Here is a 25,013-nt window from a genome sequence, read left to right as displayed (position 1 = left end):
CCGCACGGCGTGGAACGTGGATCGCCGCCGTTCCCGCGGGGAGACACGGTAATGGCACGACTCAAGTTCCTCTGCGACAGCGACCGCTGCATTGAATGCAATGCCTGCGTCACCGCCTGCAAGAATGAGCACGAGGTGCCCTGGGGCATCAACCGGCGGCGCGTCGTCACGCTGAACGACGGCAAACCGGGCGAGCGCTCGATCTCCATGGCCTGCATGCACTGCACCGACGCGCCCTGCGCCGCGGTCTGCCCCGTGTCCTGCTTCTATGGCACCGCGGACGCGCTGGTGCTGCACGACAAGGATCTCTGCATCGGCTGCGGCTACTGCTTTTACGCTTGCCCCTTCGGCGCGCCGCAATACCCGAAAGTCGGCAACTTCGGCGGCCGCGGCAAGATGGACAAGTGCACCTACTGCGCCGGCGGGCCGCAGCAGGACAACACCCCTGTCGAGTACATGCAGTACGGCAGCAACCGCATTGCCGAGGGCAAGCTGCCGCTCTGCGCCGAGATGTGCTCGACCAAGGCGCTGCTCGCGGGCGACGGCGACATCATCGCCGGCATCTACAAGGAACGCGTGCAGCAGCGCGGCTTCGGCAGCGGCGCCTGGGGCTGGCGGACCGCCTATAAGCAGGAGCTGTCGGTATGACCGCGGTTCGCGCGCTCGGCTTCCTGCTGCTCCTGGCCGTCAGTGGCGTCGCGCTGGCTCAGCAGCAGGCGCCCGGCGTCCCTTCCGGCTCGCCGGAGGTGCAATCCTCGGCACCCGAGGTTGGCGCCGGCCGCGGCGGCACCAACAACAGCCAGCAGCCGACCAGCAGCGAGCAGCAGCCGGCCACCGGGCAGCCGCGCAGCGCTGCGCCTGAGGGCATCGCGCCGCGCCCTGCCGTCCCGGTCGCACCCATCGTCGCGCCTCCGCCCTTCACCGCGCGCGGCGGGCCGGACGCGGCCGATGTCGAGCTGGAGGAAGCGCGGAGGCTCGGCGTAGTGCGGGGCATGGTCAGCATTCCCAACCAGTCCGCCGGCATTCTGGTCCAGCCGGTCGGTCGCGACTGGCGGTCCTGGCGCACCACGGTGCTGACCATCGCTGGCGCCATCCTGGTGCTTGGCACGACCGCGCTGCTGGCCGGGCTGTTTTTCTGGAAGGGGCCGACGCGGATCGAGGCCGGCCGGTCCGGCCGCAGCATCGCCCGCTATACCTGGCTGGAGCGCTTCAACCACTGGATGGTCGCCACCAGCTTCGTCATCCTCGGCCTGACCGGGCTGAACATCACCTTCGGCGTCTACGTGCTGCGGCCGGTGGTCGGGCCGGAGGCCTTCACCGCGCTGACCTGGTGGGGCCAGGCGGCGCACCAATTCCTTTCCTTTCCCTTTGTCATCGGCCTGGCCGGCATGCTGGCCGTCTGGGCGCGGGACAATTGGCCCACCCGGGTCGATGTCGCCTGGGTCAAGGCGGGCGGGCCGATGGCGAAGGGGCATCCGCCGGCCGGCCGGTTCAATGCGGCGCAGAAGGCTTTGTTCTGGTTTCAGGTCGGCGGCGGCGTGGCGGCCGCGGTCACCGGCTACCTGCTGATGGCACCGGCCGTCCTCGACAATGTCACCAGCCAGCAAATCGCCCATTTCATCCATGGTGCCATGGCAATGGTGATGATCGCGGTGATCCTCGGGCATATCTACATCGGCACCATCGGCACCGAAGGCGCCCTTGAGGGGATGTCGACCGGGCGGGTCGACTTCAACTACGCCCGGGAACACCACAGCGTCTGGGTCGAGGAGCAGCTCAGCGAGGCACGGCGGGTGGTGGCGCCGCCGGATGCGCGCGCAGCGGGCGCGGATTGAGGCCGGGTCAGCCTGCCGCGCTGCGGATGCGGTCAAGGTCGAGCACCGCCTTGGCACCCCAGCCGGTCACGTCCGAGGGCACCTCCGGCCGGAAGGCCTCATAGAGCCGGAAGCCGATGCGGTTGAGCTCCTCCGGCGCCGGGCCGGCGGCCAGCGTCTCCATCACCGCACGCACGTCGGCCAGCCGCTCGCCGAAAGCGCGCGCGACATAGGCAGCAACCGCGCCGGGCTTCGCCGCCTTGCCGTCCGGCTCGGCCGCCAGCAGCCCGTCCGGCGTCTCCACCACCGGGATCTCCCGGCCCAGCAGGCGCACCGTCCGGCGCGGGCCGGCCGGCCTGTCGGCAGCATCGCCGGCATGCTCCTCGGCCAAGCCCAGCCGGCGCGCCTTCGCCCGGGCGGCTGTGCCGGCGACCGCGCTGGCGAGGCTCAGGGCGGTTTCCGGCGGATGTCCGAGCCGTTCCGCCACCACGGCGGCCCAGAGGGTGAGGACGGGGGCGCGGTTCACGCGGATCGGGGTCGTCGCCATGGTTCCCCATTTGGGGCCGCGCTCGCCGCATTGCAGCCGCAGTAAACTGGCAACGGAATCGCCATAGTTTGAGGTGTACTTTCCGTCCAACCGGTTCTTTGTACAGCCGGTGGATCGGGCCGCTGCGACCGGATCACAGTCTGTTAACACAACAATCATAACGACAGAACAATGGTCGGCATGGGGAGAGGCAGCTTGACGGGTGGATGGATCGGTGTGTTCGGGCAGAGCCCGGCAGTCTGCGCAACCGAATGCCCCAAAGCACCTCTTTCGGCTTGAACGGAAAACCCAGCATGTCAGTGACACTCGCGCCGGAAAGCCTCCCGCAGCCGGCGCTGCATAGTTTTATCAGCGGGGTCGGTGACCGGGCGACGCCAGCGGCGCTCGCTGCGCTGCGGATTGGCCTGCCGTTGCGGCTGCGCCGGGTCGCACGGCCGGTTCGCGGCTTTTCTATGGAGATCACGACCGAAGCTGGCGCCGCACTCGGCTGGCTGCCGCGCGAGGACGAGGAGGCACTGGCGGCGCTCGGCGTGATCCCGGAGACGGCTGCGGTCCGCGTTGTCGCCATCGTACCGGCCTTTCAGCGGCCGCGCGTGCGAATCGAAATCCTGCTGCCGGAGACGCGGGACGGCGTCGCCCCGGCCGCCTGACGTAGCGGGGAGGGGAGGGCGTTAACCCGCCTTCCCCGCATCCTGTCTTTCGTTCCTCGCCTGCCGCCCGATCCAGTCCTGCAACCCCAGCAGGACCGTGCCGACAACGAAGACCGTGTGGATCACCACCTGCCAGAAGACCGCGGTCTCCGGGTAGCTCTCCACCTTCAGGAAGACCTGCAGCAGGTGGATCGAGGAGATCGCGACGATCGCCGTCGCCACTTTGATCTTCAGGTTCGAATGATCGGTGCTCGACACCCAGCGCAGGTCGTCGTCCGCCTCGTCGCGGTTCAGCCGGGCGACCAAGCTGTCGAAGCTGGCCAGCGCCACGATCACGATCAGCGAGGCAATCAGCGCCGCATCCACTAAGTGCAGCACCGCGATCAGGAAATCGTCCTCCGCCATCTCGGTCACGCCCTGAGCCAGCTTCCACAGCTTGGCGCCGAAGCGCACGGCATAAAGGCCGAGCGAGGCGATCAGCCCGATGAAGAAGAAGGCGAGCAGGTATCGGCTGGCGAGGATGACGCGAGCGAGCAGCCGCAATACAAGTCGTTTCCATATCGCAACGCTCCCGGTATGGCCGGACGCGGCGCCGGCCCGCAAGCGCCGCGTCAGGGGGTGGCCTGCCGGCCGGGGCAGGCTATCACGGTGGCGACGGGAATCGGCGGAGGGTAGCCATGACGATCCGGCGGCTGGCGGAGGAGGCGCGTCTCTCCGGCGCGGTGCTGCATGCCGGGGTGGTCTACCTCGCCGGCCAGGTGGCGGACGACGCGACGCTGGATGCCGAGGGCCAGACCGCCGATATCCTGGCCCAGATCGATGCCCTGCTGGCCGCGGCCGGAACCTCGAAGGCCGGGCTGCTCAGCGTCACGGTCGTGCTGGCCGACATCGCCGACGCCCCGGCGATGAACCGCGCCTGGGACCGCTGGCTGGACCCGGGGGCGAAGCCGGCCCGGATGACCATCCAGGCGCCGTTGGTCGATCCGGCCTGGAAGGTCGAGATCACCGGGATCGCCGCCTCGCCATCCTCATGACGATGCCCCGCCAAGCCCGCCGCAAGCACCCCCCCAAGGGCTTCGCCACCGCGCTCGGCATGTCCTTCGCGCTGATGCTGCTGGTCGCTGGCGGCATCGCCGACCGCGGCGGTGCCTTCCCGGTGGTGGTGCTGGGCGGCGCCGCGGCGGCGATGGGGTTGCTCTATCTCGTCTTCCCGCATGGGCCGCAATTCGCGCTTGGCGCGGCCAATGGCTTGGCGATGTACGCCTGCCTCTATGCCGTGCTCGGCCGCGCCGGCTTCCCGGCGGCGCCGGGCTGGGCGCGCGGGCTCGGCTTCGTCCTGCCGGTCCTCGCCTTCGTGATCGCCTGCTGGCACCAGCGCCTGCTGCTGCGGGCCTGGGCGCAGGGGGAGGAACCGGCGGACATCGCCCACCTGCCGCGCTTCGCCCGCTGGCTGGTGGCGACCGGTGCGGTCGGCATGGTCTCGCTCTCGGTGCCGATAAACCGGCTGGAGCCGACCGGGCAGGGCTTGGCCTTGCTGATGGCCATGGCGGTGATTGCCACCATCAGCGTCATCGCGGTGGCCGACGTGGTACGGCTACTGGTCGACATGGCGGTAATCTTCCGCGCGGTGACCTTGCGGCTGTCCCGCCTGGCGGTGCCGATCGCCGCCTTTTCCAGCATCTGGGCGCTGCTGGTGGTGACCTTCGGGTGCCTCTACCGGATCGCGGACGGGCTCTCTACCCATGCGCTGTTTCACGGCCCGGGCGGGCCGATCCGCATCGACTTCTCGGATGCGCTGCATTTCAGCGTCGTGACGCTGTCCTCGGTCGGCTACGGCGACATCCAGCCGGTTGATGACGGCATCCGGGTCCTGGCCAGCATCCAGATGCTCTTCGCCCAGTTGCTGCTGCTGTTCGGGTTCTACGAGATCATGCGCGGCAGCCGCGCCGGGGTGCCCGACGTGTCCCGGGAGGCTCCCCCGCCCGAGAGGCATCAGGCGCAAAATGACGCGCAGGTGGAAGGACCCAGCGCCTCTCGCACTCATCATTACACAGACGCACCCCATCCGGCGCATGCTGCGCCGCAAGGACAGCGCCCCGGCGCCGCCGGGGACTAGGCACGCTTCCGCCGCAATCCCCCGCGAGTGATCGGGGCGATCAACGGATGGCGGCGGGACCAGGTGCCGGTCGCAGGGCAGATAGGGATGCAGGACGAATGACCGACGCGGAACGGGCCGCCTTCTGGCGCGGCAAGCGCGTTCTCGTGACCGGGGGTGCCGGGTTCCTCGGCAGCGCGCTCTGCCACCGGCTGGCTGCGGTCGGCGCCCGGGTCACCGCGCTCGACGCGATGATGGAGGATGGCGGGGCCAATATCGCCAACCTGGAGGGCGCCTCGGTGCTGCTGGTGCGCGGCGACATCCGCGAGATGGAGCTGAACTCGCTCGCCCAGGACGCCGACGTGCTGTTCAACATGGCGGCGCAGACCAGCCACATGGGCGGCCAACGCGACCCGGTGGCCGACATCGCCATCAATGCCGTCGCCCAGGTCCGGCTGATCCAGGCGATGCGGGAGGCGGCGCCGAAGGCGACCGTGGTGCATGCCTCGACCCGGCAGTTCTACGGCAAGCCGTTGCGTCTGCCGGTGGACGAGCTGCACCCGGTGCAGCCCCCGGACGCCAACGGTGTTTCGAAATTCGCCGGCGAACAGTACTGGCTGCTGGAGCAGCGCGTGCTGCACCGCCCCGTGGTCTCGCTGCGCCTAACCAATTGCTACGGCCCACGGCTGCGCATCCGCGACGCGCGGCAGACCTTCCTTGGCATCTGGATCCGCCAGGTCCTGAAGAATGAAGGCTTCGAAGTCTGGGGCGGCGAGCAACTGCGCGACATGACCTATGTCGACGACGTCGTCCGCGCCTTCCTGCTCGCCGCCGAGCAGGCGTCGAAGCCCGATGTGGCCGGCCGCGTCTTCAACCTCGGTGGCTCGCCGCCGGCCTCGCTGATCGAGCTTGCCGACCGGCTGATCGCCGCCAACGGTGGCCAGGGCCACTATACCGTGAAGAGTTTCCCGGCCGACCGCGCCCCGATCGATATCGGCAGCTACCACGCCGACGATCGCGCTTTCCGCGCCGCAACGGGCTGGGAACCGCAGGTCGGGCTAGATGAGGGACTGGCCCGCTCGCTCGAATGGTACCGCTCGCGCCTCGTTGACTACACCTGACCCATCCCGGGACCCGACATCCATGAACGCTGCCACCACCATGATTCCGCAGGCCAATCCGGGCGCCGGCTACCTGGCGCAGAAGGCCGAGATCGACGCCGCCGTCGCCCGCGCGCTGGCCTCCGGCTGGTACATCCTGGGCAAGGAAGGCGAGGCCTTCGAGCAGGAATACGCCGCCTGGCTCGGCACGACGCGCGCCATCGGCTGCGCCAACGGCACCGACGCTCTAGCGCTGATCCTGCGCGGCCTCGGCATCGGGGAGGGCGCGACGGTCGCCACCGTCTCGCACACCGCGGTTGCGACGGTCGCCGCGATCGAAATGGCCGGGGCGACGCCGCTGCTACTCGACATCGACCCCGACACCTACACCATGGATGCCGAGGAACTCGCCGCCGTCCTGGGCGACCCTCCGCCCGGCCTGCCGCCGATTCGCGCCGCGATCGCCGTGCACCTCTACGGCCAGGCCTGCGAGCTCGACCCGATGCTGGCCGCCTGCGCCGAGCACGGCGTCGCCTTGATCGAGGATTGCGCCCAGGCGCATGGCGCGACTCTGCACGGGCGGAAGCTCGGCACGCTCGGCGCCGCCTCTGCCTTCTCGCTTTACCCGACGAAGAATCTCGGCGCGCTCGGCGATGGCGGCGTGCTGGCCACCGACGACTTCGAGCTGGCCGACCGCATCGGCGCGATCCGGCAATATGGCTGGAAGGAGCGCTACATTTCCTCGATGGTCGGGGTGAACAGCCGGCTCGACGAGATCCAGGCGGCAATCCTGCGGGTGAAGCTGACCGCGCTCGATGCCGGCAATGCCCGGCGCCGTGCGATCGCCGCCGCCTATGACGCGGCACTGGCCGGCGGCCCGCTGGCGCCCCCGGCGCGGCGCCCGGATGCCGAGCACGTCTTCCACCAGTATGTGCTGCGCAGCCCGCACCGCTCGGACTACATGGCGCGGCTGAAGGCCGAGGGTGTCGGCACTGGCATCCACTATCCCCTGCCGGTGCACCAGCAATCCGCCTATGAGGGCCGGGTCGCCCTCGGCCCGGCCGGCTGCGGCGAGACCGCGCGGGCGGCGCAGGAAGTCTTCAGCCTGCCGATGTATCCGGAACTGGCGGACGAGCAGGTCGAGCGGATCTGTGCCGCGCTGCGCGGCCTGGCAGGATAGCGAAAACGGCGCCGGCGCCGGCCCAGGCCGGCGTCCAGCCCTCGCCGGTTGCCTCAGCGGTCGCCTGGGCCCAGGCAATTGGGGCCAGTCCTTCCGCCGGCTCGTGGAACAGCCGCGTGCCGCGCGGCCGGCGCCGCTCCTCCAGCATCGCCAGCACCGCCGGCAGGCCGCCGCAGGCCAGCAGGAACATCCCCAGGGTCGCCCAGGCCGAATCCAGACCGCTCATCATCCACCCCTTCCGGCTGTCGATGCGGCAGACTGGCAGGCCGCGCCTGAACCCAGGCTGAGCGCGCCGTTCAGCCGGGGTTCAGCTTCGCCCCCCGAAAAGCCGGTCATGCGCCGCCAGATCCTTGCTGCCGCCCTGCTCGGGCTCCTCGCCGCCCCGGCCGCCCGCGCCGGCGACGACGACCATGAGCGCGCCCGCCACGCGGTCGAGGCCGGGCGCATCCTCCCGCTGGTGCGGCTGCTGGCCGAGATCGAACGGCGCTTCGTCGGCCAGGTGGTCGAGACCGAGCTCGACGACGACGACGATGATCGCTGGACCTACGAGTTCAAGCTGCTGCCACCCTCCGGCCGGATGTACAAGGTCGAGCTGGACGCCGCGACCGGCGCCGTGATCGGCACCAAGGGTCCCGTCCAGGAGCGCCGCTGATGCGAATCCTGGTGGTCGAGGATAGTGCAGCCCTGGCCGCCCAGCTGCGCGAGGCGCTGGTCGCCGCGCATTTCGCCGTGGACCTGGCGCCGGACGGGGAGGAGGCGCTCTTCCTCGGCGAGACCGAGCCCTATGACGCCGCCGTGCTCGACCTTGGCTTGCCGCGGCTCGACGGGCTGACGGTGCTGCGGCGCTGGCGCGCCGCCGGCCGCGCGATGCCGGTGCTGATCCTGACGGCACGCGACAGCTGGACCGAGAAGGTCGCCGGCCTCGATGCCGGGGCGGACGACTACCTCGCCAAGCCCTTCGCCATGGGCGAGCTGCTGGCGCGGCTGCGCGCCCTGGTCCGCCGCGCGCAGGGCCGGGCGCAGGCGGCGATCGAGCTCGGCGCGCTGCGGATCGACCCGGCGGCGGGCAGCGTTACCCTGCAGGGCGCGCCGGTGCGGCTGACCGGCCTCGAATTCCGCCTGCTTGCCTATCTCGCCAGCCGGCCCGGGCAGGTGGTCTCGAAGACCGAGCTGACCGAGCATCTCTATGCCCAGGATTTCGACCGCGACTCCAACACGCTCGAGGTCGTCATCGGGCGGCTTCGGCGGAAGCTCGGCCCGGCGCTGATCGAGACGCTGCGTGGCCAGGGCTACCGCCTCGCGGCCGGCGGCTGAGCGGGCGGTGCTGCGCCGCTCGCTGACCCTGCGCCTGGCGCTGATGACGGCGGCCTGGGTCGCCTGCGGGCTCGGCCTCGCCGGCTGGCTGATCCTCGGCCTCGCCTCGGAACAGATGCTGCGTACCTTCGACGCCAGGCTGGTCAACCTGCTCGCGGCCGTCGCCGGCGCCGCCACGCCGGGCGAGGCGGGCAAGCCCCAGCTCGGCCCGGTGCGGGCACTCTCGGCGCCGAATTTCGACCAGCCCTTCTCCGGCACCTATTGGCAGATCGCGGTGCCCGGTGGCGGCACCGCCACCTCCCGCTCGCTGTGGGACGCGCGGCTGCCGGCCTTCGATGCCGCCGATGGTCCCGGGCCACGGGTGGCCGACATCCCCGGCCTGCGCGGCGAGGTGCTGCGCCTGGCCGAGCGCGCGGTGGTGCCGGAGGAGGGCGGGCCGGCCCTGCTGGTGCAGGTCGCCGTGGCGCGGGACACGCTGGACCGCGACCTCGGCCGGCTGCGCCTGCTGGTCGGCAGCAGCTTCCTGGCGCTCGGCCTCGGCCTGGTCGGCGGCGTCGCGGCGCAGGTGGTCTGGGGCCTGACGCCGCTGCGCCGTGCCCGCCGGGCGCTCGCCGCGCTGCGCGCCGGCGAGGCGGAAGGGCTGCAGGCGGACCGGGCGCCGGCCGAGATCGCGCCGCTGCTCGCCGAGATCGAGGCGCTGGTGGCGCAGAACCGCGCGACGGTGGAGCGCGCCCGCGCCCATGTCGGCAACCTGGCGCATGCGCTGAAGACGCCCATCGCCGTGCAGCGCACGGCGCTCGGGGCGACGCCCGCCGACCTCGCCACCGCCCGGGCGCAGAATGCGGCGATGGAGCACCTGGTCCAGCACCACCTGGTCCGCGCCCGGGCCGCCGCGCTGTCCGGCAGCGCGGCGAACGAATCCGCTCCCCTGGCCGTCGCCGAGGCGGTGGCGCGCGCCTTGCGGCGGCTCTTCGCCGGCAAGGACCTCGAGATCGGCGTGACCGGCGACGCCCGGGCACGCATCCGCGTCGACCACCAGGACCTGTCGGAGATGCTCGGCAACCTGCTGGAGAATGCCTGCGCCTGGGCGGAGCACCTGGTGCGGGTGCAGGTGGCGCGCGAGGGGGCGGCGGTGCTGGTCTGCGTCGCCGATGATGGCCCGGGGCTGACCGCGGCGCAGCGGGAGGCTGTGCTGGCCCGCGGCACGCGGCTGGACGAGGCGGCGCCGGGCAGCGGCCTCGGCCTCGCGATCGTCCGCGACCTCGCCGGCCTTTATGGCGGCGGCCTGGTGCTGGAGAGGGCGGCGGAGGGCGGGTTGCTCGCCTGCCTGCGGCTGCCGGCGGCCTGAGGCCACTTCGCGGAGGCTTGCGCGTTGTCGGGGCAACCCCGCGCAAGGCCCGCCATGCCCCGCCTCCCCATTGTCCTGCTATGCCTCCTCGCCCTCGGCGCCTGCGGCGAGCAGGCGACCCTGAGCGTCGCCGAGGGCACCGGCCCCGCGCCGACGCTGCCGTCGCCGCGGCAAGGGCTGATCCCCACCGTCGTTATCGCCCCGGCGCGCGGCTGGACCGCGGGCGCCATGCCGCAGCCGGGCGCGGGGCTCCGCGTCGCCGCCTTCGCCGAGGGCCTCGACCATCCGCGGCAACTCCTCGTCCTGCCCAACGGCGACGTGCTGGTCGCCGAGACCAACGCGCCGAAGCGGCCCGAGGATCGCCGGGGATTCCGCGGCTGGGTCCAGGGCATCCTGCAGGGCCGGGCCGGCGCGAAGACCGAGAGCGCGAACCGCATCACCCTGCTGCGCGATGCCGATCGTGATGGCAAGGCGGAAACCCGCGCGGTGCTGCTGGACAGCCTCAACTCGCCCTACGGCATGGCCCTGGTGGGGGAGACGCTTTACGTCGCCAATACCGACGCCCTGCTGCGCTTCCGCTTCCGTCCCGGCGAGACCCGGATCGCCGCGCCGGGCGAGACGGTTGCCGCGTTGCCGGGTGGCCCGCTGAACCACCACTGGACCAAGAACCTCGTCGCCTCCGCGGACGGGAGCCGGCTCTACGTCGCGGTCGGTTCCAACAGCAACGTCGCCGAGAACGGGCTGGAGGCCGAGCACGAGCGCGCCGCGGTCTGGGAGATCGACGCGCGGACCGGCCGGCACCGCGTCTTCGCCTCCGGCACGCGAAACCCGGTCGGGCTCGCCTGGGAGCCGCGGACCGGGGCGCTCTGGGTCGCGGTGAACGAGCGGGACGAACTCGGCAGCGATCTGGTGCCCGACTACATGACCGCGCTCAGGGACGGCGGCTTCTACGGCTGGCCCTGGAGCTACTACGGCCAGCACGTGGATGGCCGGGTGCCGCCGAATCCGGCGATGGTCGCCAGGGCCATCCCGCCCGACTACGCGCTCGGCCCGCATACCGCCTCGCTCGGCCTGGCCTTCGCGCCGCCGCAGGGAAGCGAGGATCGCGGGCTGCCGGCGCCCTACCGGGAAGGCGCCTTCGTCGGCCAGCACGGGTCGTGGAACCGCCGGCCGCCATCCGGCTACAAGGTGGTCTTTGTCCCCTTCGCCGATGGCCGGCCGGAGGGCGCGCCGCTCGACGTGCTGACCGGCTTCCTCGATGCCGAGGGCCGGGCCCAGGGACGGCCCGTCGGCGTTGCGCCGGACGGCAGGGGCGGGCTGCTGGTGGCCGACGATGTCGGCAAGGTTGTCTGGCGGGTGAGCGGCGCGGGCGTCACCGCCAAGCGCTGAACGCCTTGCCCGCTCGCTGTCCAGCCTGCCCGTTCCGACGGCAGCGGCGGTGGCATGCCTGCGGGAGTGCCACCGTTCCGGTCTCCGGGCAATGAAACTCCCCCTGGCGCCCGGACCCTTCGCACGTGCAACATGGGGCCATGCCGGACATCACGCCCGACCCCCTCGAGGAACTCCTGGCCCGCCTGCGGGAGGCCCGCGCCGCTGCCGCGCAGGACCCCTTCGGCGATCCCGTCCTCCTCATCGCCCTGGCCATCAGTCGGCGGATGGATGATAGCCTGCTGGATCTTGATGCCCTGGCGGCGATGATCCAGCAGCTCGCGGACGTCGCCGCCGCTGAGCGGGCGAGGCGCATCGCCGCCTATGTCGGGCTGGATGGCAGCACGCCAGACCTCGCCACGCTGGCCGAGCGGCTGGTTCGGCCGGACCCCGAGGACAGCCCGATCCCCTTCGCGCGCTACCGCGCCCTGGTCGAGACCCCCCGATTCGCCGCGGTCTTCACCGCCCACCCGACATTCTCACTGCCCTGGGAGACCAACCAGGCGCTGGCCCGCGCCGCCAGCGGCGAGACTTGGCCGGAGGGCCTGATCCATCGCCCGACTGCGCCGACGCTCGCGGAGGAGTTCCGCCAGGCCGTCGCCGCCATCCAGCGCGGCCGCGACGCGCTCGATGGCTTGGCCGCCGCGCTGCTGACCGCGGCCAAGGGAATCTGGAGCGACCGTTGGATGGGGCTGGTGCCGCGCCCGGTGCTGCTGGCCTCCTGGGTCGGCTACGACACCGACGGCCGCACCGATATCGGCTGGTGGGACACGTTGCGGCTGCGCCTCACCATGAAGCGGCTGCAGCTCGAACGGCTGCAGGCGCAGATGGCGCCGCTCGGCGACTGCGCCGCGCCGCTCGGGGCCCGGATCGGCGCCGCGCTCGAGGCGATCGAGGCGCAGATCGCCGCGGTGCCGGAGAAGCCCGCGCCGGAGGCGGTGGAGCGCCTCGCCGCGGTGATGCTCGACCGCCGCGACGCAGCGATGACCACGACCGCGCCGCTGCTTGAACTGTTCCCCGCCGCCATCGCCGCGGCGCCCGACGACGCGGCGCGGCTGGCGCTGGCCGTCGCCCGCGGCGGCCTCGCCGCGCACGGCCTGGCGCTGGCGCATACCCATGTCCGGCTGAACGCGGCGCAGGTCCACAACGCGGTGCGCCAGCGGCTCGGCCTCGCGGTCGCGGCCGACGACATGGCGCAGCGGCGCGGCCTGCTGGCGCAGATCAACACGGCGCTCGCCGAGGTGGCGCCGCAGCCCGTCGATTTCGGCGCGCTGATCGCCGAGCAGGCCTCCGCGGCGCGGCTGATGCTGGTCTGCACGCAGATCGCCAAGCATGTCGACGGCTCGGCGCCGATCCGCTTCCTGATCGCCGAGACCGAGACCGGCTATACGCTGCTGGCGGCGCTCTGGCTGGCGAAGCGCTTCGGCTGCGACCATGCGGTCGAGCTCTCCCCGCTGTTCGAGACCGCCGAGGCGCTCGACCGCGGCGAGCGGGTGCTGGAGGAGGCGCTGCGCAGCCCGCATTACCGCGACTACCTGCGGCAGCACGGCCGCATCTGCCTGCAGTTCGGCTACTCGGATTCCGGCCGCTATGTCGGCCAGCTCGCCGCCAGCTACCTCGCCGAGCGGCTCAAGCTCCGCCTCGTTGACCTGTTGCACCGGCATAAGCTGGACGGCATCGAGGTGGTGCTGTTCGACACCCATGGCGAGAGCGTCGGCCGCGGGGGGCACCCGGATAGCCTGGCCGATCGCATGGCCTATCTCTCCCCGCCGCAGGCCCGCGCCGCGCTCGACCGCGCCGGGTTGAAGCTGCGGGAGGAGATGGCCTTCCAGGGCGGCGACGGCTACCTGATGTTCGGTACGCCGACGCTTGCCGCCGCGACGGTCGCCGGCATCGCCGCGCATGCCTTCGCGCCGGTGGGGCCGGTCGATGACCCGGTCTATGCCGAGGCCGACTACGTCGCCGACTTCTTCGCCACGGTCCGGCGGGAGATGCAGGCGCTGGTCGCCGATCCCGGCTATGCCGCGCTGCTCGGCGCCTTCGGCCCCGGTCTGCTGGACCGCACGGGGTCGCGCCCCGCGGTGCGGCAGAGCGACGGCATGGGCGGTCCGATGCGGATCAGCCACCCCTCGCAGCTCCGCGCCATTCCGAACAACGCCATCCTGCAGCAGCTCGGCTGGATGGCGAACTCGATCCACGGCCTCGGTATCGCGGCGGAAGCCAATCCGGACGCCTTCCAGGATCTCCGGGCCCGCTCGCCGCGCTTCCGCCGCGCGCTGGCGATGGCGGCGCGGGCCTCGGCCTGCTCGGATATCGGCGTGCTGCGGGCGGTTGTGGACACCCTCGATCCCGGCCCCTGGCTCGATCGCGCCGGCTTCACCCGCCGGCCAGGGCGTCGGGAGGCCCTGCTCGGCGTGGCCTCCGCGGTCGAGCGGCTCGACCTCGATGCGCTGACTCGGCGGCTGTTCCGCCGGCTGCAGGCCGACCACCTCGCGCTGCGTCATGCTTGGCCGGACCTGCCGGCGATGCCGGACCGGCTGGTGCTGCTGCACGCGCTGCGGCTGGCGCTGATCCACCGCATCTGGCTGCTGGCGGTGGAGCTGCCGGATTTCAGCCCTCGCCACGGCGCGACGCGGGAGAGCATGGTGCTGCGGGTGCTGCAGCTCGACGTCGAGCCCGTGGTGGCGCTGCTGGAGGAGATCTTTCCCGCCGCGCCCGGCGCCGTGGTCGGGCTCGACTTCCACGAGCCGGCCCCGGCGCGGGAAGGCCTGAGCTATGCGCGCGAGCATGCGGCGATTTTCCAGCCGATGGCCCGGCTCTTCGGCCTGGTGCGCGGCTGTGGCGCGGCCATCACGCATGAGGTCGGCGCCTTCGGGTAACGCCATGCTCAATCGGCGGGCCCGGAACTCTTGCCCCGCGCGAGAAGAGCGCCACAATCCCCCCAGGAGGGGGCGGTGGCCGGCACGCCGAAAGGGGCGGCCGGGCGGGCAAGCCCCCATGAGGGAAAGTCCGAATGCCGGCGTTGCTCTTCGCGCCCTATACGATGCGGGATCTCACCCTCGCCAACCGGATCGTCGTCTCGCCCATGGCGCAGTATTCCGCCACGCCCGAGGGCCATGCGACGCCTTGGCACCTGATGCATGTCGGCAACCTGGCGGTCTGCGGCGCCGGGCTGGTCATCATGGAGGCAACGGCGGTGGAGCCGCGCGGCCGGGTCTCTTCGCGCTGCCTCGGGCTTTGGACCGATGCGCAGGCCGAGGCACTGCGGCCGGTAGTGGAGTTCTGCCGTGCCCAGGGCGAGGCGGCGCTCGGCATCCAGCTCGCCCATGCCGGGCGCAAGGGCTCAGTCGACCGGCCTTGGGAAGGGAACGGAAACCTGCCGCCTGAAGCGGGGGGCTGGCAGCCGGTTTCCTCCTGCGACCTGGCCTATCCCGGCCGGCCGGTGCCGCAGATGCTGACGACGGAGGAGATGGCCGGGATCAAGGCCAGCTTCGTCGCCGCGGCGCGCCGGGCGGATGCGCTGGGCTTCGACCTGATCGAACTGCATGCGGCGCATGGCTACCTGCTGAATTGCTTCCTCTCGCCGCTGGCCAATGCGCGGAACGACGCCTATGGCGGCGACCTGCTGGGGCGGATGCGCTGGCCACTCGAGGTCTTCGCCGCGCTGCGCGCCGCTTGGCCGGCGGGCAAGCCGATCGGCGTCCGGATCTCGGCAACCGACTGGGCGGAAGGCGGCTGGGACCTCGATGACAGCGTCGCCTTCGCCCGCGCCCTGAAGGCCCAGGGCTGCGACTATGTCACCGCCTCCTCCGGCGGAATCAGCGCGGCGCAGGCGATCCGGGTCGAGCCGGGCTACCAGCTGCCCTATGCGCGGCGGATCCAGCAGGAGGCGGGGATCGCCGCCATGGCCGTCGGGCTGCTGCACGAGCCGGACCTGGCGGAGACGGCGCTGCAGGATGGTGCGGCGGAACTGATCGCGCTGGGGCGGGGGATGATGTGGGAGCCGCGCTGGCCCTGGCACGCGGCCGAGGCGCTGGGAGCCACGGCAAGCTTCCCGCCGCAATATGCCCGCAGCCATCCCAGCATGCGGTTCGGTGACCCGGGCAAAGCCTTCGCCGAACGACGGCGATAGCAAGCGGCGGCGGGGCAGGGAACGCCATTCCCGTCTCGTTCGCTGGCCGGCGCCGTACAGTACCGTTGCGCTTCCCGGCGCCGAAAGCTATAGGAATACTGTCAAAAGCGTCTTGCATCGGTCGCGTCCCGGGTCTGGATGCGAACCAAGGCCTCGATCGCTTATTTTGTAAAATCCTCAAGCGGTGCGGGCGGAACGCGGCGAAGAAGCCCGCTCTCGCCATTGCCGTCCGGCGGCGCCTTGAGGCGGATTTCAGGCTTTTGCCGGTTTATTCCCTGAGCCTCAGCGCGACGGAGGCCAGACCCGCACACGCGGATGAGAAGCCCGCGGAGAGTACATTTTCCCCGTGCTGCCTTCCAGCGTCAGGCGTTCACGCCCGCGGCGCCCGCACCGGTACCAACCGCGCGCCGAGTAGGCAGCCAAGCGCCATGCCGGCCCAGTCCTGGCCGAGCAGCAGCAGGCCGCCGAGTGCCGCGGCGCCCAGCGCCAGCAGCCCGAGGCGGCGGGCCGGGCCGAGCAGGCGGTCGAGCCAGACGCCCATGGCGATGCCGGCGACGATGACGGCGAGTTCGTAGAAGCTCATGCAGCCCAGGATAGGGCAGGTTCGTCGCCAATCTCTTGCCGCTGCCGCTCGCGTCAGCCGGGCAGGGCTGCGGCCGGCGGCTCCGCCCCCTCCAGCCCGAGGCGGCCGGCGGCAGCGGCGCGTGCGGCGGGGTCGAGCAGGTCGGCCAGCGTCATCCCGTCCAGGACGCCGAGGAAGGCCGCAAGCGCCCGGCCGAGCGCTGATTGCAGCCGGCAGGCGCCGGCCAGGACACACCGCTCGCCAACCTGGTCGCCGCACGGGTCGCCATCACCGGCGAAGCAGGCGACCAAGGCGAGGTCCTCCTCGGTGCAGCGGACCACCTCGCCGAGGCGGATCGCCTCAGGCGCCCGGGCCAGGACCATGCCGCCGCCGCGGCCGCGGCGGGTCTCGACCAGGCCGGCCGCGGCCAGCCGCTGCACCACCTTGTCCAGGTGGTTCGAGGAGATCCGCCAGGCGGCGGCAATCTCCTCGGTCTGCACCCGCCGCCCGTCCCGCAGGCCGAGATGCATGAGGGTGCGGAAGGCGAGGTCGGTGTGCAGCGTGAGGCGCATGGCTCGTTCCTATACATGGCATACCGGCGGGCGTGAGGCCCTGATAAGTGGTTTTTATTATACCATTTAAGGAGCCGGCGCGTGCCTCTCAGCGACACCACCATCGCCATCGTCAAGGCGACCGTCCCCGCGCTCGAGCAGCACGGCCTCGCCATCACCCAGCGGATGTACGAGCGGATGTTCCGCAACCCGGAGATCCGCAACCTTTTCAACCAGTCGCATCATGGCGAGACCGGGTCGCAGCCTAGGGCGCTGGCGACGGCGGTGCTGGCCTATGCGCGGCACATCGACAATCTCGGCCCGATGTCCGGCGCGGTCGAGCGGATCGCGCAGAAGCATGCCGGCCTGGTGATCCTGCCGGAACACTACCCGCACGTGGCGGAAGCCCTGCTGGGCGCGATCGGCGAGGTGCTGGGCGAGGCGGCGACCCCCGAAGTCCTCGCCGCCTGGGGTGAGGCCTACTGGACCCTGGCCGATATCCTGATCGGCCGGGAGGCCCAGATTTACCGCGCCGCGGCCGAAGCCCGCGGCGGCTGGCGGGGCTGGCGGCGCTTCGTCGTGGCGGAGCAGAGCCCGGAGAGCGCGATCATCACGTCCTTCACGCTGCGGCCGGAGGATGGCGGCCCGGTGATGCGCCATCGGCCCGGGCAATATTTGACCTTCCGACTGCAGGTCCCGGGCCAGCCGCCGCTGAAGCGCAACTACAGCATCTCCTCCGCCCCCGGCGAGGCCGGCTACCGCATCAGCGTGAAGCGGGAGCCTCGCGGCGTCGCCTCCAACTGGCTGCACGATCAGGCCGTGCCCGGCACGGTGCTGGAGGTTGCCGCGCCGGCCGGCGAGTTCTTCCTGCCGGAGCGGCCGGATCGGCCTGTGGTGCTGCTTTCTGGCGGCGTCGGCCTGACGCCGCTGCTGTCGATGCTGGAGGCGATCGCGGCCGAGCAGCCGGCGCTTGAGACGCATTGGGTGCATGGCGCGATCGATGGCAGCGTCCTCGCCTTCGGGCCGCGGGTCGCCGAGCTGGCGCGTCGGCTGCCGAGGTTGCGCACGACGATCTTCCTCGAGGCGCCGCGCGCCGCGGATGCCGGGCAGGGCGAGGCGGGCCGGGTGACGCCGAACTGGCTGCGGCGGAACACCCCGACCGAGGTGGCCGACTATTATCTCTGCGGGCCGAAGCCCTTCCTCCGCGACCTGGTAGGCGGTCTGGTCGCGGCCGGCGTCCCAGCGGACCGGATCCATTACGAGTTCTTCGGCCCGGCGGACGAGCTGCTGGCCGCCTGAAGCCGGCTGAAGGCGGCGTCGCTGCGCGGCGCCGCGGCCTGGACCGGCTTGCGCCGGACCCGACGCGGGCCAGGAAGGCTTGGCGGCCCTGCCCGCCGCCATCCTGTCGCCCGGGCGGGCGGCCTGCTACACCCGCGCCACCATGATCGAACACGACCTCTTCGCCGCGCTCCGTGCCCGGACCGTCGCTGCCCTGGCGGAACTGCTGCCCGACCTGCCGGGCGATGCCTTCGCCCGCGTGCTGATGGAGCCGCCACGCGACCCGAGCCATGGCGACATGGCGACCAACGGCGCGCTGGTGGTGGCGAAGCTGGCGAAGCAGGCGCCGCCGAGGCTGGCCGCGGCCCTGGCCGAGCGGCTCGCGGCCTTGCCCGAGGTCGAGAGCGCCGCCCCGGCCGGCCCCGGCTTCGTCAACCTGCGCCTGCGGGAAGGCGTGCTGCGGGCGCAGTTGCCGGTCATCCTGGCGGAGGGCACCCGCTACGGCGACGGCAGCGTCGGCGCGCGGCGCAAGGTCGATGTCGAATACGTCTCGGCCAACCCGACCGGGCCGATGCATGTCGGCCATTGCCGCGGCGCGGTGGTGGGTGACGCGCTGGCCAACCTGCTGGCCAAGGCCGGCTGGGACGTCACCAAGGAATATTACATCAACGATGCCGGGGCGCAGGTGCAGGCGCTGGCAATGGCAGCGTATTGGCGGTACCTGCAGGCGCTGCTGAGGACCCCGGCAGGCGCGGTACCGGATGCCCCCGCGCTGCGCGCCTTCGCCGCCTCTGACCGCGGCCGCGAAGCCTTCGAGCAGGCCTTCGGCGTCGCGCTGCAGTATGGCGGCGACTACCTCGTGCCGGTCGGCGAGGCGCTGGCGGCTGAGCACGGCGCGGCACTCGTGCCGGATGGCGGCGGCGTCCCCGCTGGCGCGGCGCTCGATGCAATCCGCGACGTCACCGTTGCCCGCATGATGGTCTCGATCCGCGAGGACCTCGCCATGCTCGGCGTCGAGCAGGATGTCTTCGTCTCCGAGGCGGCGCTGGTCCGCGCCGGCAAGCTGGAACAGGCCGAGCAGGTGCTTGCCGATCGTGGCCTGATCTATCGCGGCGTGCTGGAACCGCCCAGGGGCAAGACGCCGGAAGATTGGGAGCCGCGCGAGCAGACGCTGTTCCGCGCCACGCAATTCGGCGACGAGGTCGACCGGCCGCTGCGCAAGTCGGACGGCAGCGGCACCTATTTCGCCAACGACATCGCCAACCACCTGCACAAGATCGAACGCGGCTTCGCCGAGTTGGTGCATGTCTGGGGCGCCGACCATGGCGGCTATGTCAAGCGGATGCAGGCGGCGGTCGCCGCGCTGTCCTCGAACACCGTGCCGCTCGACGTCGTGCTCGCGCAAATCGTGCACGTGGTAAAGGATGGCCAGCCCGTCCGCATGTCGAAGCGCGCCGGCACCTACATCACCTTGCGCGACCTGATCGACGAGGTCGGGCGCGACGCGGTGCGCTTCACCATGCTGACGCGCAAGGCCGATGCGCAGATGGAATTCGACCTCGACAAGGTGGTCGAGCAGTCGCGCGAGAACCCGGTCTTCTACGTACAGTACGCGCATGCCCGCTGCCGCAGCGTGCTGCGTGGCGCTGGTGACCCGGCGGCGGGGGATCTGGCACTGGCGCCGCTCGACAGCCTCGTCGATCCCGCCGAGCTCGCGCTGATCCGCCGCCTGACCACCTGGCCGCGCACCGTGGAAGCCGCCGCCCTGGCCCGCGAGCCGCACCGAATCGCCTTCTTTCTCCATGACTTGGCCGGTGACTTTCATGTATTGTGGAACAGGGGCCGAGAGGACACGACGCTGCGTTTCATCCGCGAGGACGAGCCGCAGGCGACGCGGGCAAGGCTGGCGCTGGTCGCCGCCACTGCCACGGTCATCCGCTCGGGGTTGGCGGTGATGGGGGTTACGCCCGTCGAGGAGATGCGGTGAGCGATCTGGCGGTACCCTCCTGGCGGCCGCGCCAGGAGAAGCAGGGGCTTTCGGTCAAGATGCTGGCGGTTGCCGGCGGGCTGGTCGGCGCGGTGGCGCTGGCTGGCGCGGTCGCTTGGGGGCTGTCCCGCATGGGGCCGCAGCCGGTGCCGGTGATCGAGGCCGATGTCAGGCCGCTGAAGGTGCGGCCGGAGAATCCCGGCGGCATGGTCGTTCCCAACCAGGACCAGCTGATCCTTGAGCCGCTCGCGGTGCGGCGCGAGGCCGAGCGCCGCAGTAGCAACTCCAGGCTCGACCAGGGACCCGAGGCGCCGCAGCTCGACCTGCTGAAGCGGCAGGCGGCTCCGCCGCCGCCGACCCTGGCCGAGCCGGCGGCCCCCGCGCCGGCGGCCCCGACCCCCGCTCCAACACCGGCACCGCCGACCGCACTGGCCAACAATGCCGCGCCGCTGGCGCCCCCGGTCGCCGCACAGCGTCCCGCGCCAGCCGCCCCTGCGGCGGCAGCGGTCAATGGCCGAGCGATGATCCAGCTCGGCGCCCTGGCGACCGAGGAGGCCGCCCGCGCCGAATGGGACCGGGTGGCGAAGCGCGTGCCGGAGCTCGCCGGATTCCAGCCGCGCATCACCAAGGTCGAGCGCGATGGTCAGACGCCACTTTTCCGCCTGCGTGCCGGCGGGCTGGCCGATGCCGCCGCGGCGAAGACGCTCTGCGAGGCGGTAAGGGCCAAGGGCGGGGCCTGCGTCCCGGTCGGGGGCTAGGCGCATGCGGCCGCGCGCGGCGATCGTCGGCATCGCCGGCCTGCGCCTGGCGCCTGAGGAGGCGGCGCTGTTCCGTGCCGCGCCGCCGCTCGGCGCCATCCTCTTCGCCCGCAATGTCGAGGAACCCGGCCAACTCAGCGCCCTGACCGCCGAACTGCGTGACCTTCTGGGCGCCGAGGCGCCGATCCTGGTCGATCAGGAAGGTGGCCGCGTCGCCCGGTTGCGGCCGCCGCACTGGCCGGAATTCGCCCCCGCTGCCGCCTTCACCGGTGGGCCGACCGGGGCGGCGCGGGCCAATGCCGCGCTGCTCGGGATGGAATGCGCCGAAGTCGGCTTCGACGTTGTCTGCGCCCCGGTGCTCGACCTGCGGCTGCCCGGCGCGCATGACATCATCGGCGACCGCAGCTTCGGCGAAGACCCGGCCGAGGTCGCCCGGCTCGGCCTCGCGGTGGCCGAGGGGCTGCAGGCGGCGGGCTGCATCCCCGTCATCAAGCACATCCCCGGCCATGGCCGCGCCCTGGTCGACAGCCACCTCGACCTGCCGCGGGTCGCGGTGGGGCTTGAGGAACTGGCACTCGACTGCGCGCCCTTCGCGGCGCTGGCCGATGCCGGGGCCTGGGCGATGACGGCGCATATCCTCTACGCCGCGCTCGACGCGGACCGGCCGGCAACGCTCTCCCCGCTGGTGATCGAGCAGGTGATCCGCGGCGCCATCGGCTTTGACGGCGTGCTGGTCAGCGACGACCTTTGCATGAAGGCATTGCGCGGCGAGGCCGGCGCGCTGGCGGCGGCGGCGATCGAGGCCGGCTGCGATCTTGTGCTGCATTGCAACGGCGTGCTGGCGGAGACCGCGGCGGCGCTGGCCGGCTGCCCGGCGCTGTCCGAGGTCGCGGAATCCCGCCTGGCCGATGCTCGCGCCGCCATGCTGGCGCGGCGACGTCCGCTGAATGCCGGCAGCCTGACCGCCGCGCGGGACGCCTGGCTGGCCTCGGCGGCGGCGTGAGCGGGGCGGCCGGCTGGCTGCCGGAACTCCTCGCCTCCATCGTCGCCTCGGTCCTGGCGATCACCCTGCACGAGGCAGCGCATGGCTATGCGGCGCTGGCGCTCGGCGACGACACGGCGAAGCGGATGGGGCGGCTCAGCCTCAACCCGTTGCGGCATGTCGACCAGGTCGGCACCATCCTGCTGCCGGGCTTCCTGCTGGTGACCCAATTGCTGACCGTGGGGCGGGTCGAGTTCATGTTCGGCTGGGCCAAGCCGGTGCCGGTCGACGTTATGGCGCTGCACAACCCGCGACGCGGGATGATGATCGTCGCCGCGGCGGGGCCGGCGATGAACTTCTTGCTTGCATGGACCGCCGGGCTTCTGGTCCACCCGGTGGAGCTGTTCGGGAGTTTGCTGTCGCCCGACTCGCTGGGCATGGCCTATCGCTTCCTTGGCCTCTGCATCCTGGCGAATCTGGTCCTCGGCTTGTTCAACCTGCTGCCCATCCCGCCGCTCGATGGCGGCCGCATCGTCACCGGGCTGCTGCCCCGGGCGCTGGCGCTGCCCTATATGCGGCTGGAGCGCTGGGGCATCCTGATCGTCCTCTTTGTGGTGTTCCTGCTGCCGCGGCTGACCGACGGGGTGGACCCGGTGGGCTGGGCGCTGCGCAACGTGGTGTCCGAGGCCTTCACCCTGGTGGTGCGGCTGTCCGGCAACGGCGCCGGGCCATGACCGAGGCCTCGCCCACCCTGCACCTACGGCTGGAGGGGTTCGAGGGTCCGCTCGACCTGCTGCTCGACCTGGCGCGGGCGCAGAAGGTCGATCTCGGGAAGATCTCGATCATCGCCCTGGTCGACCAGTTCCTGGCGGTGCTGGAACAGGCACGGCGGGTGCGGCTGGAGCTGGCGGCCGACTGGCTGGTGATGGCCGCCTGGCTCGCCTGGCTGAAATCCCGCCTGCTGGTGCCGGATGACCCGGCCCAGGAGGAGGATGCCGAGGCGCTGGCCGCCGCGCTGACCGACCGGCTGGCCGAGCTGGCGCGGATGCGTGCCGCCGCCGCCTGGCTCGGTGCGCGACCGCAACTGGGGCGGGAGGTCTTCGGCCGCGGTGCCGCCGAGTCGCTGAAGGTCGAGGACCGCAGCGGCATCTCGGCTGAGCTGCCCGCGCTGCTGCAGGCCTATGCGGCCGCCCGCCGCCGGGCGCTCGCCCGCCGGCCCTATGTGCCGAAGCATCGGAAACTCTGGACGGTGCAGGACGCCCTGGCGCGCCTTGGCCGGCTGGTCGGGGCGCTGCCCGACTGGGCCATGCTGCAGCGCTTTCTGCCGGACGGGCTGACTGACCCGGTGGAGCAGCGCGCCGCGCTGGCCAGCACGTTGATCGCGGCGCTCGAGACCGCCCGCGGCGGCGGGATCGAGCTGCGTCAGGAGCAGAGCTTCGGCCCCATCCTGATCCGTCGCCGCGCGGCGGCCGAGGACATGCCCGATGCAAGAGCCGCCTGAATCGGCCGATGGCCGCCTGCCAGCCGAGCCCCTCGCCCCGGAGGCGGCGACCCCCGAAGCGTCGGTGACCGGGACCTCGGCGCCGGAGGGGAGCGAGCCAGGGTCCTTCGCGGCTGTGCCGTCCGAGGCCGTGGCACCACCCGTGGCGCCCGACCCGGCGCTGTTCGTGCATGCGCTGCGGCTGGCGGAGGCGTTGGTTTTCGCCAGCGACCGCCCGGTGTCGCCGCAGCGGCTGCAGCAGGCGCTGCCGCCCGGCGTCGATGCCCGGGCCGTGCTGACCGCGCTTGCCGCACAATGCGCCGATAGGCCAGTGCAACTGGTCGAGGTCGGCGGCGGCTTCGCCTTCCGCACTGCGCCCGAACTCGCCCCGGCGCTGACCCGGGTGGTCGAGGTGCCGCGCCGGCTGCCGCGCGCGGCGATGGAGACCTTGGCGATCATCGCCTACCACCAGCCTGTGACCCGGGCCGAGGTGGAGGAGATCCGCGGCGCCAGCCTGTCGCAGACCACGCTGGAATCGCTGCTGGAGACGGGGCTGATTGCCCCGCGCGGCCGCAAGGAAGTGCCGGGGCGGCCGAGTCTCTGGGGCACCACGCCGAAATTTCTCGAACAATTTGGACTACGCGCACTGTCGGACCTGCCGCGGCGGGAGGAACTGGTGAACGAGCCCGGCAGCGGGCTGCTGGCCCCGGCGGAAGCCGCCGCACCGTCACAATGAGCCTTCGCCTGTCCGGCATCCGCCACGCCTATGGTGGGCGGGAGGTGATCCGCGGTGTCGACCTGCATGTCCGCCCGGGCGAGATCCTTTGCCTGCTCGGCCCTTCCGGTGACGGCAAGACCACGCTGCTGCGGCTGGTGGCGGGGCTCGAACCCCTGCAGGCCGGCCGGATCGAGCTCGGCGGGGTGGTGGTCGGCGAGCCGGGGCGGGAGGTGCCGCCGGAGCAGCGCCATGTCGGCTTCGTCTTCCAGGACTATGCGCTGTTCCCGCACCTGACGGTCGCCGAGAACGTCGCCTTCGGCCTCAGCCGCGTCCCGCGCGGAGAGCGCAGCTGGGCGGTGACCGAGGCGCTGGCCCGGGTGGGGCTGGAGGCCTATGCCAACGCCTATCCTCACATGCTGTCCGGCGGGCAGCAGCAGCGGGTGGCGCTTGCCCGGGCCCTGGCCCCCCGACCGCAGGTGGTTCTGCTGGACGAAGCCTTCGCCAGTCTCGATGCCCGCCTGCGCGAGCAGGTGCGCGACGACACGCTGCACGTGCTGCAGACTGCCGGCATCCCGGCGATGATCGTGACGCATGACGCAGAGGAGGCGATGTTCCTGGCCGACCGCATCGCCTTGATGCGGGGCGGCCGGGTCGTCCAGCTCGGCCGGCCGGAGGAGCTCTACCTCGCCCCGGCGGACCCCTTCGTCGCCACCTTTCTCGGCGAGGTAAACCGGCTGCCGGCCCGGCTGCGGGCGGGCCGGGTGGCGACGCCGATCGGCGGCTTGGCCGTTCGCCCCGGGGCCGACCTGGCGGAGGGGCCGGTCGAGGTGCTGCTGCGGCCGGAGGGGCTGCTGGTCCAGGCCGAGGGCGGTACCCTGGCCGAGGTTGAGGCCTGCCGGCTGCTCGGCGCCACCACCCTGGTGCATCTGGCGGTGGCCGACGGCGCCGGCGGGGTGCTGCACCTGCACGCCCGGCTGCCGCCCGGAATCCGTCTGGCACGTGGACAGCGGGTGACGGTTGCGATGGACCCGGAGCGGGCCTTCGTATTCCCGTCCGCCACTCCCTAGATAGCCTGCCTGGATACCCGCC

General features: G+C 72.0%; 25 protein-coding genes. 21 read left to right on the top strand and 4 right to left on the bottom strand.

Features of this window, described 5'->3' with window-relative positions:
* Positions 1 to 51 precede the first annotated feature (51 nt).
* Together fdh3B and E2C06_RS02730 are read left to right on the top strand one after the other, a co-directional pair.
* Entirely contained in the window at positions 52 to 648 is a 597-nt protein-coding gene (gene fdh3B / locus E2C06_RS02735) for a formate dehydrogenase FDH3 subunit beta (protein WP_133287037.1), read from the top strand.
* On the top strand, positions 645 to 1,835 hold the full coding sequence (locus E2C06_RS02730) for a formate dehydrogenase subunit gamma (protein WP_133287036.1): 1,191 nt from the start codon (positions 645 to 647) through the stop codon (positions 1,833 to 1,835). Before fdh3B ends, E2C06_RS02730 begins: the two co-directional genes overlap by 4 nt.
* Before the next feature lie 7 nt (positions 1,836 to 1,842).
* Here E2C06_RS02730 and E2C06_RS02725 read toward each other — a convergent pair whose 3' ends face one another.
* Positions 1,843 to 2,361 carry a hypothetical protein gene (locus tag E2C06_RS02725; RefSeq protein WP_133287035.1) on the bottom strand — a complete coding sequence of 173 codons (519 nt, stop codon included), beginning with the start codon at positions 2,359 to 2,361 and terminating at the stop codon, positions 1,843 to 1,845.
* A 293-nt stretch (positions 2,362 to 2,654) separates the two neighbouring features.
* On the opposite strand from E2C06_RS02725, the gene E2C06_RS02720 reads away from it, so the two are divergent.
* Entirely contained in the window at positions 2,655 to 3,011 is a 357-nt protein-coding gene (locus E2C06_RS02720; RefSeq protein WP_133287034.1) for a hypothetical protein, read from the top strand.
* A gap of 21 nt (positions 3,012 to 3,032) precedes the next feature.
* Here the strand turns inward: E2C06_RS02720 and E2C06_RS02715 are convergent, their stop codons facing one another.
* Positions 3,033 to 3,554, bottom strand: a complete 522-nt coding sequence (locus tag E2C06_RS02715; RefSeq protein WP_165982174.1) for a TIGR00645 family protein — start codon at positions 3,552 to 3,554, stop codon at positions 3,033 to 3,035.
* 134 nt (positions 3,555 to 3,688) lie between these two features.
* On the opposite strand from E2C06_RS02715, the gene E2C06_RS02710 reads away from it, so the two are divergent.
* The 10 genes from E2C06_RS02710 (at position 3,689) to E2C06_RS02665 (ending at position 15,608) form a co-directional block, all read left to right on the top strand.
* A complete protein-coding gene (locus E2C06_RS02710; RefSeq protein WP_133287032.1) occupies positions 3,689 to 4,045 on the top strand; it encodes a RidA family protein in 357 nt (118 codons plus the stop codon).
* A 2-nt stretch (positions 4,046 to 4,047) separates the two neighbouring features.
* On the top strand, positions 4,048 to 5,127 hold the full coding sequence (locus tag E2C06_RS02705; protein WP_165982173.1) for a potassium channel family protein: 1,080 nt from the start codon (positions 4,048 to 4,050) through the stop codon (positions 5,125 to 5,127).
* A 98-nt stretch (positions 5,128 to 5,225) separates the two neighbouring features.
* Complete coding sequence (locus E2C06_RS02700; protein WP_133287030.1) at positions 5,226 to 6,227, top strand: NAD-dependent epimerase/dehydratase family protein; 1,002 nt, start codon at positions 5,226 to 5,228, stop codon at positions 6,225 to 6,227.
* Between the two features lie 22 nt (positions 6,228 to 6,249).
* A complete protein-coding gene (locus E2C06_RS02695) occupies positions 6,250 to 7,386 on the top strand; it encodes a DegT/DnrJ/EryC1/StrS family aminotransferase (protein ID WP_241671084.1) in 1,137 nt (378 codons plus the stop codon).
* 334 nt (positions 7,387 to 7,720) lie between these two features.
* Positions 7,721 to 8,038 (top strand): PepSY domain-containing protein, encoded by a 318-nt coding sequence (locus tag E2C06_RS02690; protein ID WP_133287029.1) that lies wholly within the window; start codon positions 7,721 to 7,723, stop codon positions 8,036 to 8,038.
* A complete protein-coding gene (locus E2C06_RS02685) occupies positions 8,038 to 8,700 on the top strand; it encodes a response regulator transcription factor (protein ID WP_133287028.1) in 663 nt (220 codons plus the stop codon). The genes E2C06_RS02690 and E2C06_RS02685 overlap by 1 nt, the downstream gene beginning before the upstream one ends.
* The gene (locus E2C06_RS02680; protein WP_133287027.1) at positions 8,666 to 10,048 is read left to right on the top strand and encodes a sensor histidine kinase; all 1,383 of its coding nucleotides are present in this window, start codon (positions 8,666 to 8,668) and stop codon (positions 10,046 to 10,048) included. The genes E2C06_RS02685 and E2C06_RS02680 overlap by 35 nt, the downstream gene beginning before the upstream one ends.
* A gap of 54 nt (positions 10,049 to 10,102) precedes the next feature.
* On the top strand, positions 10,103 to 11,437 hold the full coding sequence (locus E2C06_RS02675; protein WP_133287026.1) for a PQQ-dependent sugar dehydrogenase: 1,335 nt from the start codon (positions 10,103 to 10,105) through the stop codon (positions 11,435 to 11,437).
* A gap of 140 nt (positions 11,438 to 11,577) precedes the next feature.
* Positions 11,578 to 14,355 (top strand): phosphoenolpyruvate carboxylase, encoded by a 2,778-nt coding sequence (locus tag E2C06_RS02670; RefSeq protein WP_133287025.1) that lies wholly within the window; start codon positions 11,578 to 11,580, stop codon positions 14,353 to 14,355.
* 134 nt (positions 14,356 to 14,489) lie between these two features.
* Positions 14,490 to 15,608 (top strand): NADH:flavin oxidoreductase/NADH oxidase, encoded by a 1,119-nt coding sequence (locus tag E2C06_RS02665; RefSeq protein ID WP_133287024.1) that lies wholly within the window; start codon positions 14,490 to 14,492, stop codon positions 15,606 to 15,608.
* A gap of 370 nt (positions 15,609 to 15,978) precedes the next feature.
* Here the strand turns inward: E2C06_RS02665 and E2C06_RS02660 are convergent, their stop codons facing one another.
* Entirely contained in the window at positions 15,979 to 16,191 is a 213-nt protein-coding gene (locus E2C06_RS02660) for a hypothetical protein (protein ID WP_133287023.1), read from the bottom strand.
* 53 nt (positions 16,192 to 16,244) lie between these two features.
* Positions 16,245 to 16,742, bottom strand: a complete 498-nt coding sequence (locus E2C06_RS02655) for an RrF2 family transcriptional regulator (RefSeq protein ID WP_133287022.1) — start codon at positions 16,740 to 16,742, stop codon at positions 16,245 to 16,247.
* An 81-nt stretch (positions 16,743 to 16,823) separates the two neighbouring features.
* Between E2C06_RS02655 and hmpA the strand changes: the two genes are divergently transcribed.
* The 8 genes from hmpA to E2C06_RS02615 all read left to right on the top strand — a co-directional run bounded on the left by hmpA (position 16,824) and on the right by E2C06_RS02615 (position 24,991).
* A complete protein-coding gene (gene hmpA, locus E2C06_RS02650; protein ID WP_133287021.1) occupies positions 16,824 to 18,020 on the top strand; it encodes an NO-inducible flavohemoprotein in 1,197 nt (398 codons plus the stop codon).
* 145 nt (positions 18,021 to 18,165) lie between these two features.
* Positions 18,166 to 19,986 (top strand): arginine--tRNA ligase, encoded by a 1,821-nt coding sequence (locus tag E2C06_RS02645; protein WP_370451400.1) that lies wholly within the window; start codon positions 18,166 to 18,168, stop codon positions 19,984 to 19,986.
* On the top strand, positions 19,983 to 20,744 hold the full coding sequence (locus E2C06_RS02640) for an SPOR domain-containing protein (protein WP_133287020.1): 762 nt from the start codon (positions 19,983 to 19,985) through the stop codon (positions 20,742 to 20,744). The genes E2C06_RS02645 and E2C06_RS02640 overlap by 4 nt, the downstream gene beginning before the upstream one ends.
* Positions 20,745 to 20,748: 4 nt before the next feature.
* On the top strand, positions 20,749 to 21,747 hold the full coding sequence (nagZ, locus tag E2C06_RS02635) for a beta-N-acetylhexosaminidase (protein WP_133287019.1): 999 nt from the start codon (positions 20,749 to 20,751) through the stop codon (positions 21,745 to 21,747).
* Positions 21,744 to 22,460: a site-2 protease family protein gene (locus E2C06_RS02630; protein WP_193560411.1), complete on the top strand. Its 717-nt coding sequence runs from the start codon at positions 21,744 to 21,746 to the stop codon at positions 22,458 to 22,460. Before nagZ ends, E2C06_RS02630 begins: the two co-directional genes overlap by 4 nt.
* Positions 22,457 to 23,227 carry a segregation and condensation protein A gene (locus E2C06_RS02625; RefSeq protein WP_133287018.1) on the top strand — a complete coding sequence of 257 codons (771 nt, stop codon included), beginning with the start codon at positions 22,457 to 22,459 and terminating at the stop codon, positions 23,225 to 23,227. Before E2C06_RS02630 ends, E2C06_RS02625 begins: the two co-directional genes overlap by 4 nt.
* Complete coding sequence (gene scpB, locus E2C06_RS02620) at positions 23,211 to 23,942, top strand: SMC-Scp complex subunit ScpB (RefSeq protein ID WP_133287017.1); 732 nt, start codon at positions 23,211 to 23,213, stop codon at positions 23,940 to 23,942. The genes E2C06_RS02625 and scpB overlap by 17 nt, the downstream gene beginning before the upstream one ends.
* Positions 23,939 to 24,991 carry an ABC transporter ATP-binding protein gene (locus tag E2C06_RS02615; RefSeq protein WP_133287016.1) on the top strand — a complete coding sequence of 351 codons (1,053 nt, stop codon included), beginning with the start codon at positions 23,939 to 23,941 and terminating at the stop codon, positions 24,989 to 24,991. Before scpB ends, E2C06_RS02615 begins: the two co-directional genes overlap by 4 nt.
* The last annotated feature ends 22 nt before the right edge of the window (positions 24,992 to 25,013 follow it).

The organism is Dankookia rubra (genome assembly GCF_004355005.1).
Lineage (GTDB): Bacteria > Pseudomonadota > Alphaproteobacteria > Acetobacterales > Acetobacteraceae > Paracraurococcus > Paracraurococcus ruber_A.
The sequence above is the reverse complement of the archived record's forward strand: the minus strand, read 5'-3'. Positions and strand labels throughout refer to the sequence as shown.

What these genes read in the sequence shown, in the direction of transcription:
- E2C06_RS02625 (WP_133287018.1), top strand. Translation starts at nt 22,457, where the DNA reads ATGACCGAGGCCTCGCCCACCCTGCACCTACGGCTGGAGGGGTTCGAG.
- nagZ (WP_133287019.1), top strand. Translation starts at nt 20,749, where the DNA reads ATGCGGCCGCGCGCGGCGATCGTCGGCATCGCCGGCCTGCGCCTGGCG.
- fdh3B (WP_133287037.1), top strand. Translation starts at nt 52, where the DNA reads ATGGCACGACTCAAGTTCCTCTGCGACAGCGACCGCTGCATTGAATGC.
- E2C06_RS02660 (WP_133287023.1), bottom strand. Translation starts at nt 16,191, where the DNA reads ATGAGCTTCTACGAACTCGCCGTCATCGTCGCCGGCATCGCCATGGGC.
- E2C06_RS02695 (WP_241671084.1), top strand. Translation starts at nt 6,250, where the DNA reads ATGAACGCTGCCACCACCATGATTCCGCAGGCCAATCCGGGCGCCGGC.
- E2C06_RS02655 (WP_133287022.1), bottom strand. Translation starts at nt 16,742, where the DNA reads ATGCGCCTCACGCTGCACACCGACCTCGCCTTCCGCACCCTCATGCAT.
- E2C06_RS02670 (WP_133287025.1), top strand. Translation starts at nt 11,578, where the DNA reads ATGCCGGACATCACGCCCGACCCCCTCGAGGAACTCCTGGCCCGCCTG.
- E2C06_RS02700 (WP_133287030.1), top strand. Translation starts at nt 5,226, where the DNA reads ATGACCGACGCGGAACGGGCCGCCTTCTGGCGCGGCAAGCGCGTTCTC.
- E2C06_RS02685 (WP_133287028.1), top strand. Translation starts at nt 8,038, where the DNA reads ATGCGAATCCTGGTGGTCGAGGATAGTGCAGCCCTGGCCGCCCAGCTG.
- E2C06_RS02675 (WP_133287026.1), top strand. Translation starts at nt 10,103, where the DNA reads ATGCCCCGCCTCCCCATTGTCCTGCTATGCCTCCTCGCCCTCGGCGCC.
- E2C06_RS02720 (WP_133287034.1), top strand. Translation starts at nt 2,655, where the DNA reads ATGTCAGTGACACTCGCGCCGGAAAGCCTCCCGCAGCCGGCGCTGCAT.
- E2C06_RS02710 (WP_133287032.1), top strand. Translation starts at nt 3,689, where the DNA reads ATGACGATCCGGCGGCTGGCGGAGGAGGCGCGTCTCTCCGGCGCGGTG.
- E2C06_RS02730 (WP_133287036.1), top strand. Translation starts at nt 645, where the DNA reads ATGACCGCGGTTCGCGCGCTCGGCTTCCTGCTGCTCCTGGCCGTCAGT.
- E2C06_RS02665 (WP_133287024.1), top strand. Translation starts at nt 14,490, where the DNA reads ATGCCGGCGTTGCTCTTCGCGCCCTATACGATGCGGGATCTCACCCTC.
- E2C06_RS02725 (WP_133287035.1), bottom strand. Translation starts at nt 2,361, where the DNA reads ATGGCGACGACCCCGATCCGCGTGAACCGCGCCCCCGTCCTCACCCTC.
- scpB (WP_133287017.1), top strand. Translation starts at nt 23,211, where the DNA reads ATGCAAGAGCCGCCTGAATCGGCCGATGGCCGCCTGCCAGCCGAGCCC.
- E2C06_RS02690 (WP_133287029.1), top strand. Translation starts at nt 7,721, where the DNA reads ATGCGCCGCCAGATCCTTGCTGCCGCCCTGCTCGGGCTCCTCGCCGCC.
- E2C06_RS02615 (WP_133287016.1), top strand. Translation starts at nt 23,939, where the DNA reads ATGAGCCTTCGCCTGTCCGGCATCCGCCACGCCTATGGTGGGCGGGAG.
- E2C06_RS02705 (WP_165982173.1), top strand. Translation starts at nt 4,048, where the DNA reads ATGCCCCGCCAAGCCCGCCGCAAGCACCCCCCCAAGGGCTTCGCCACC.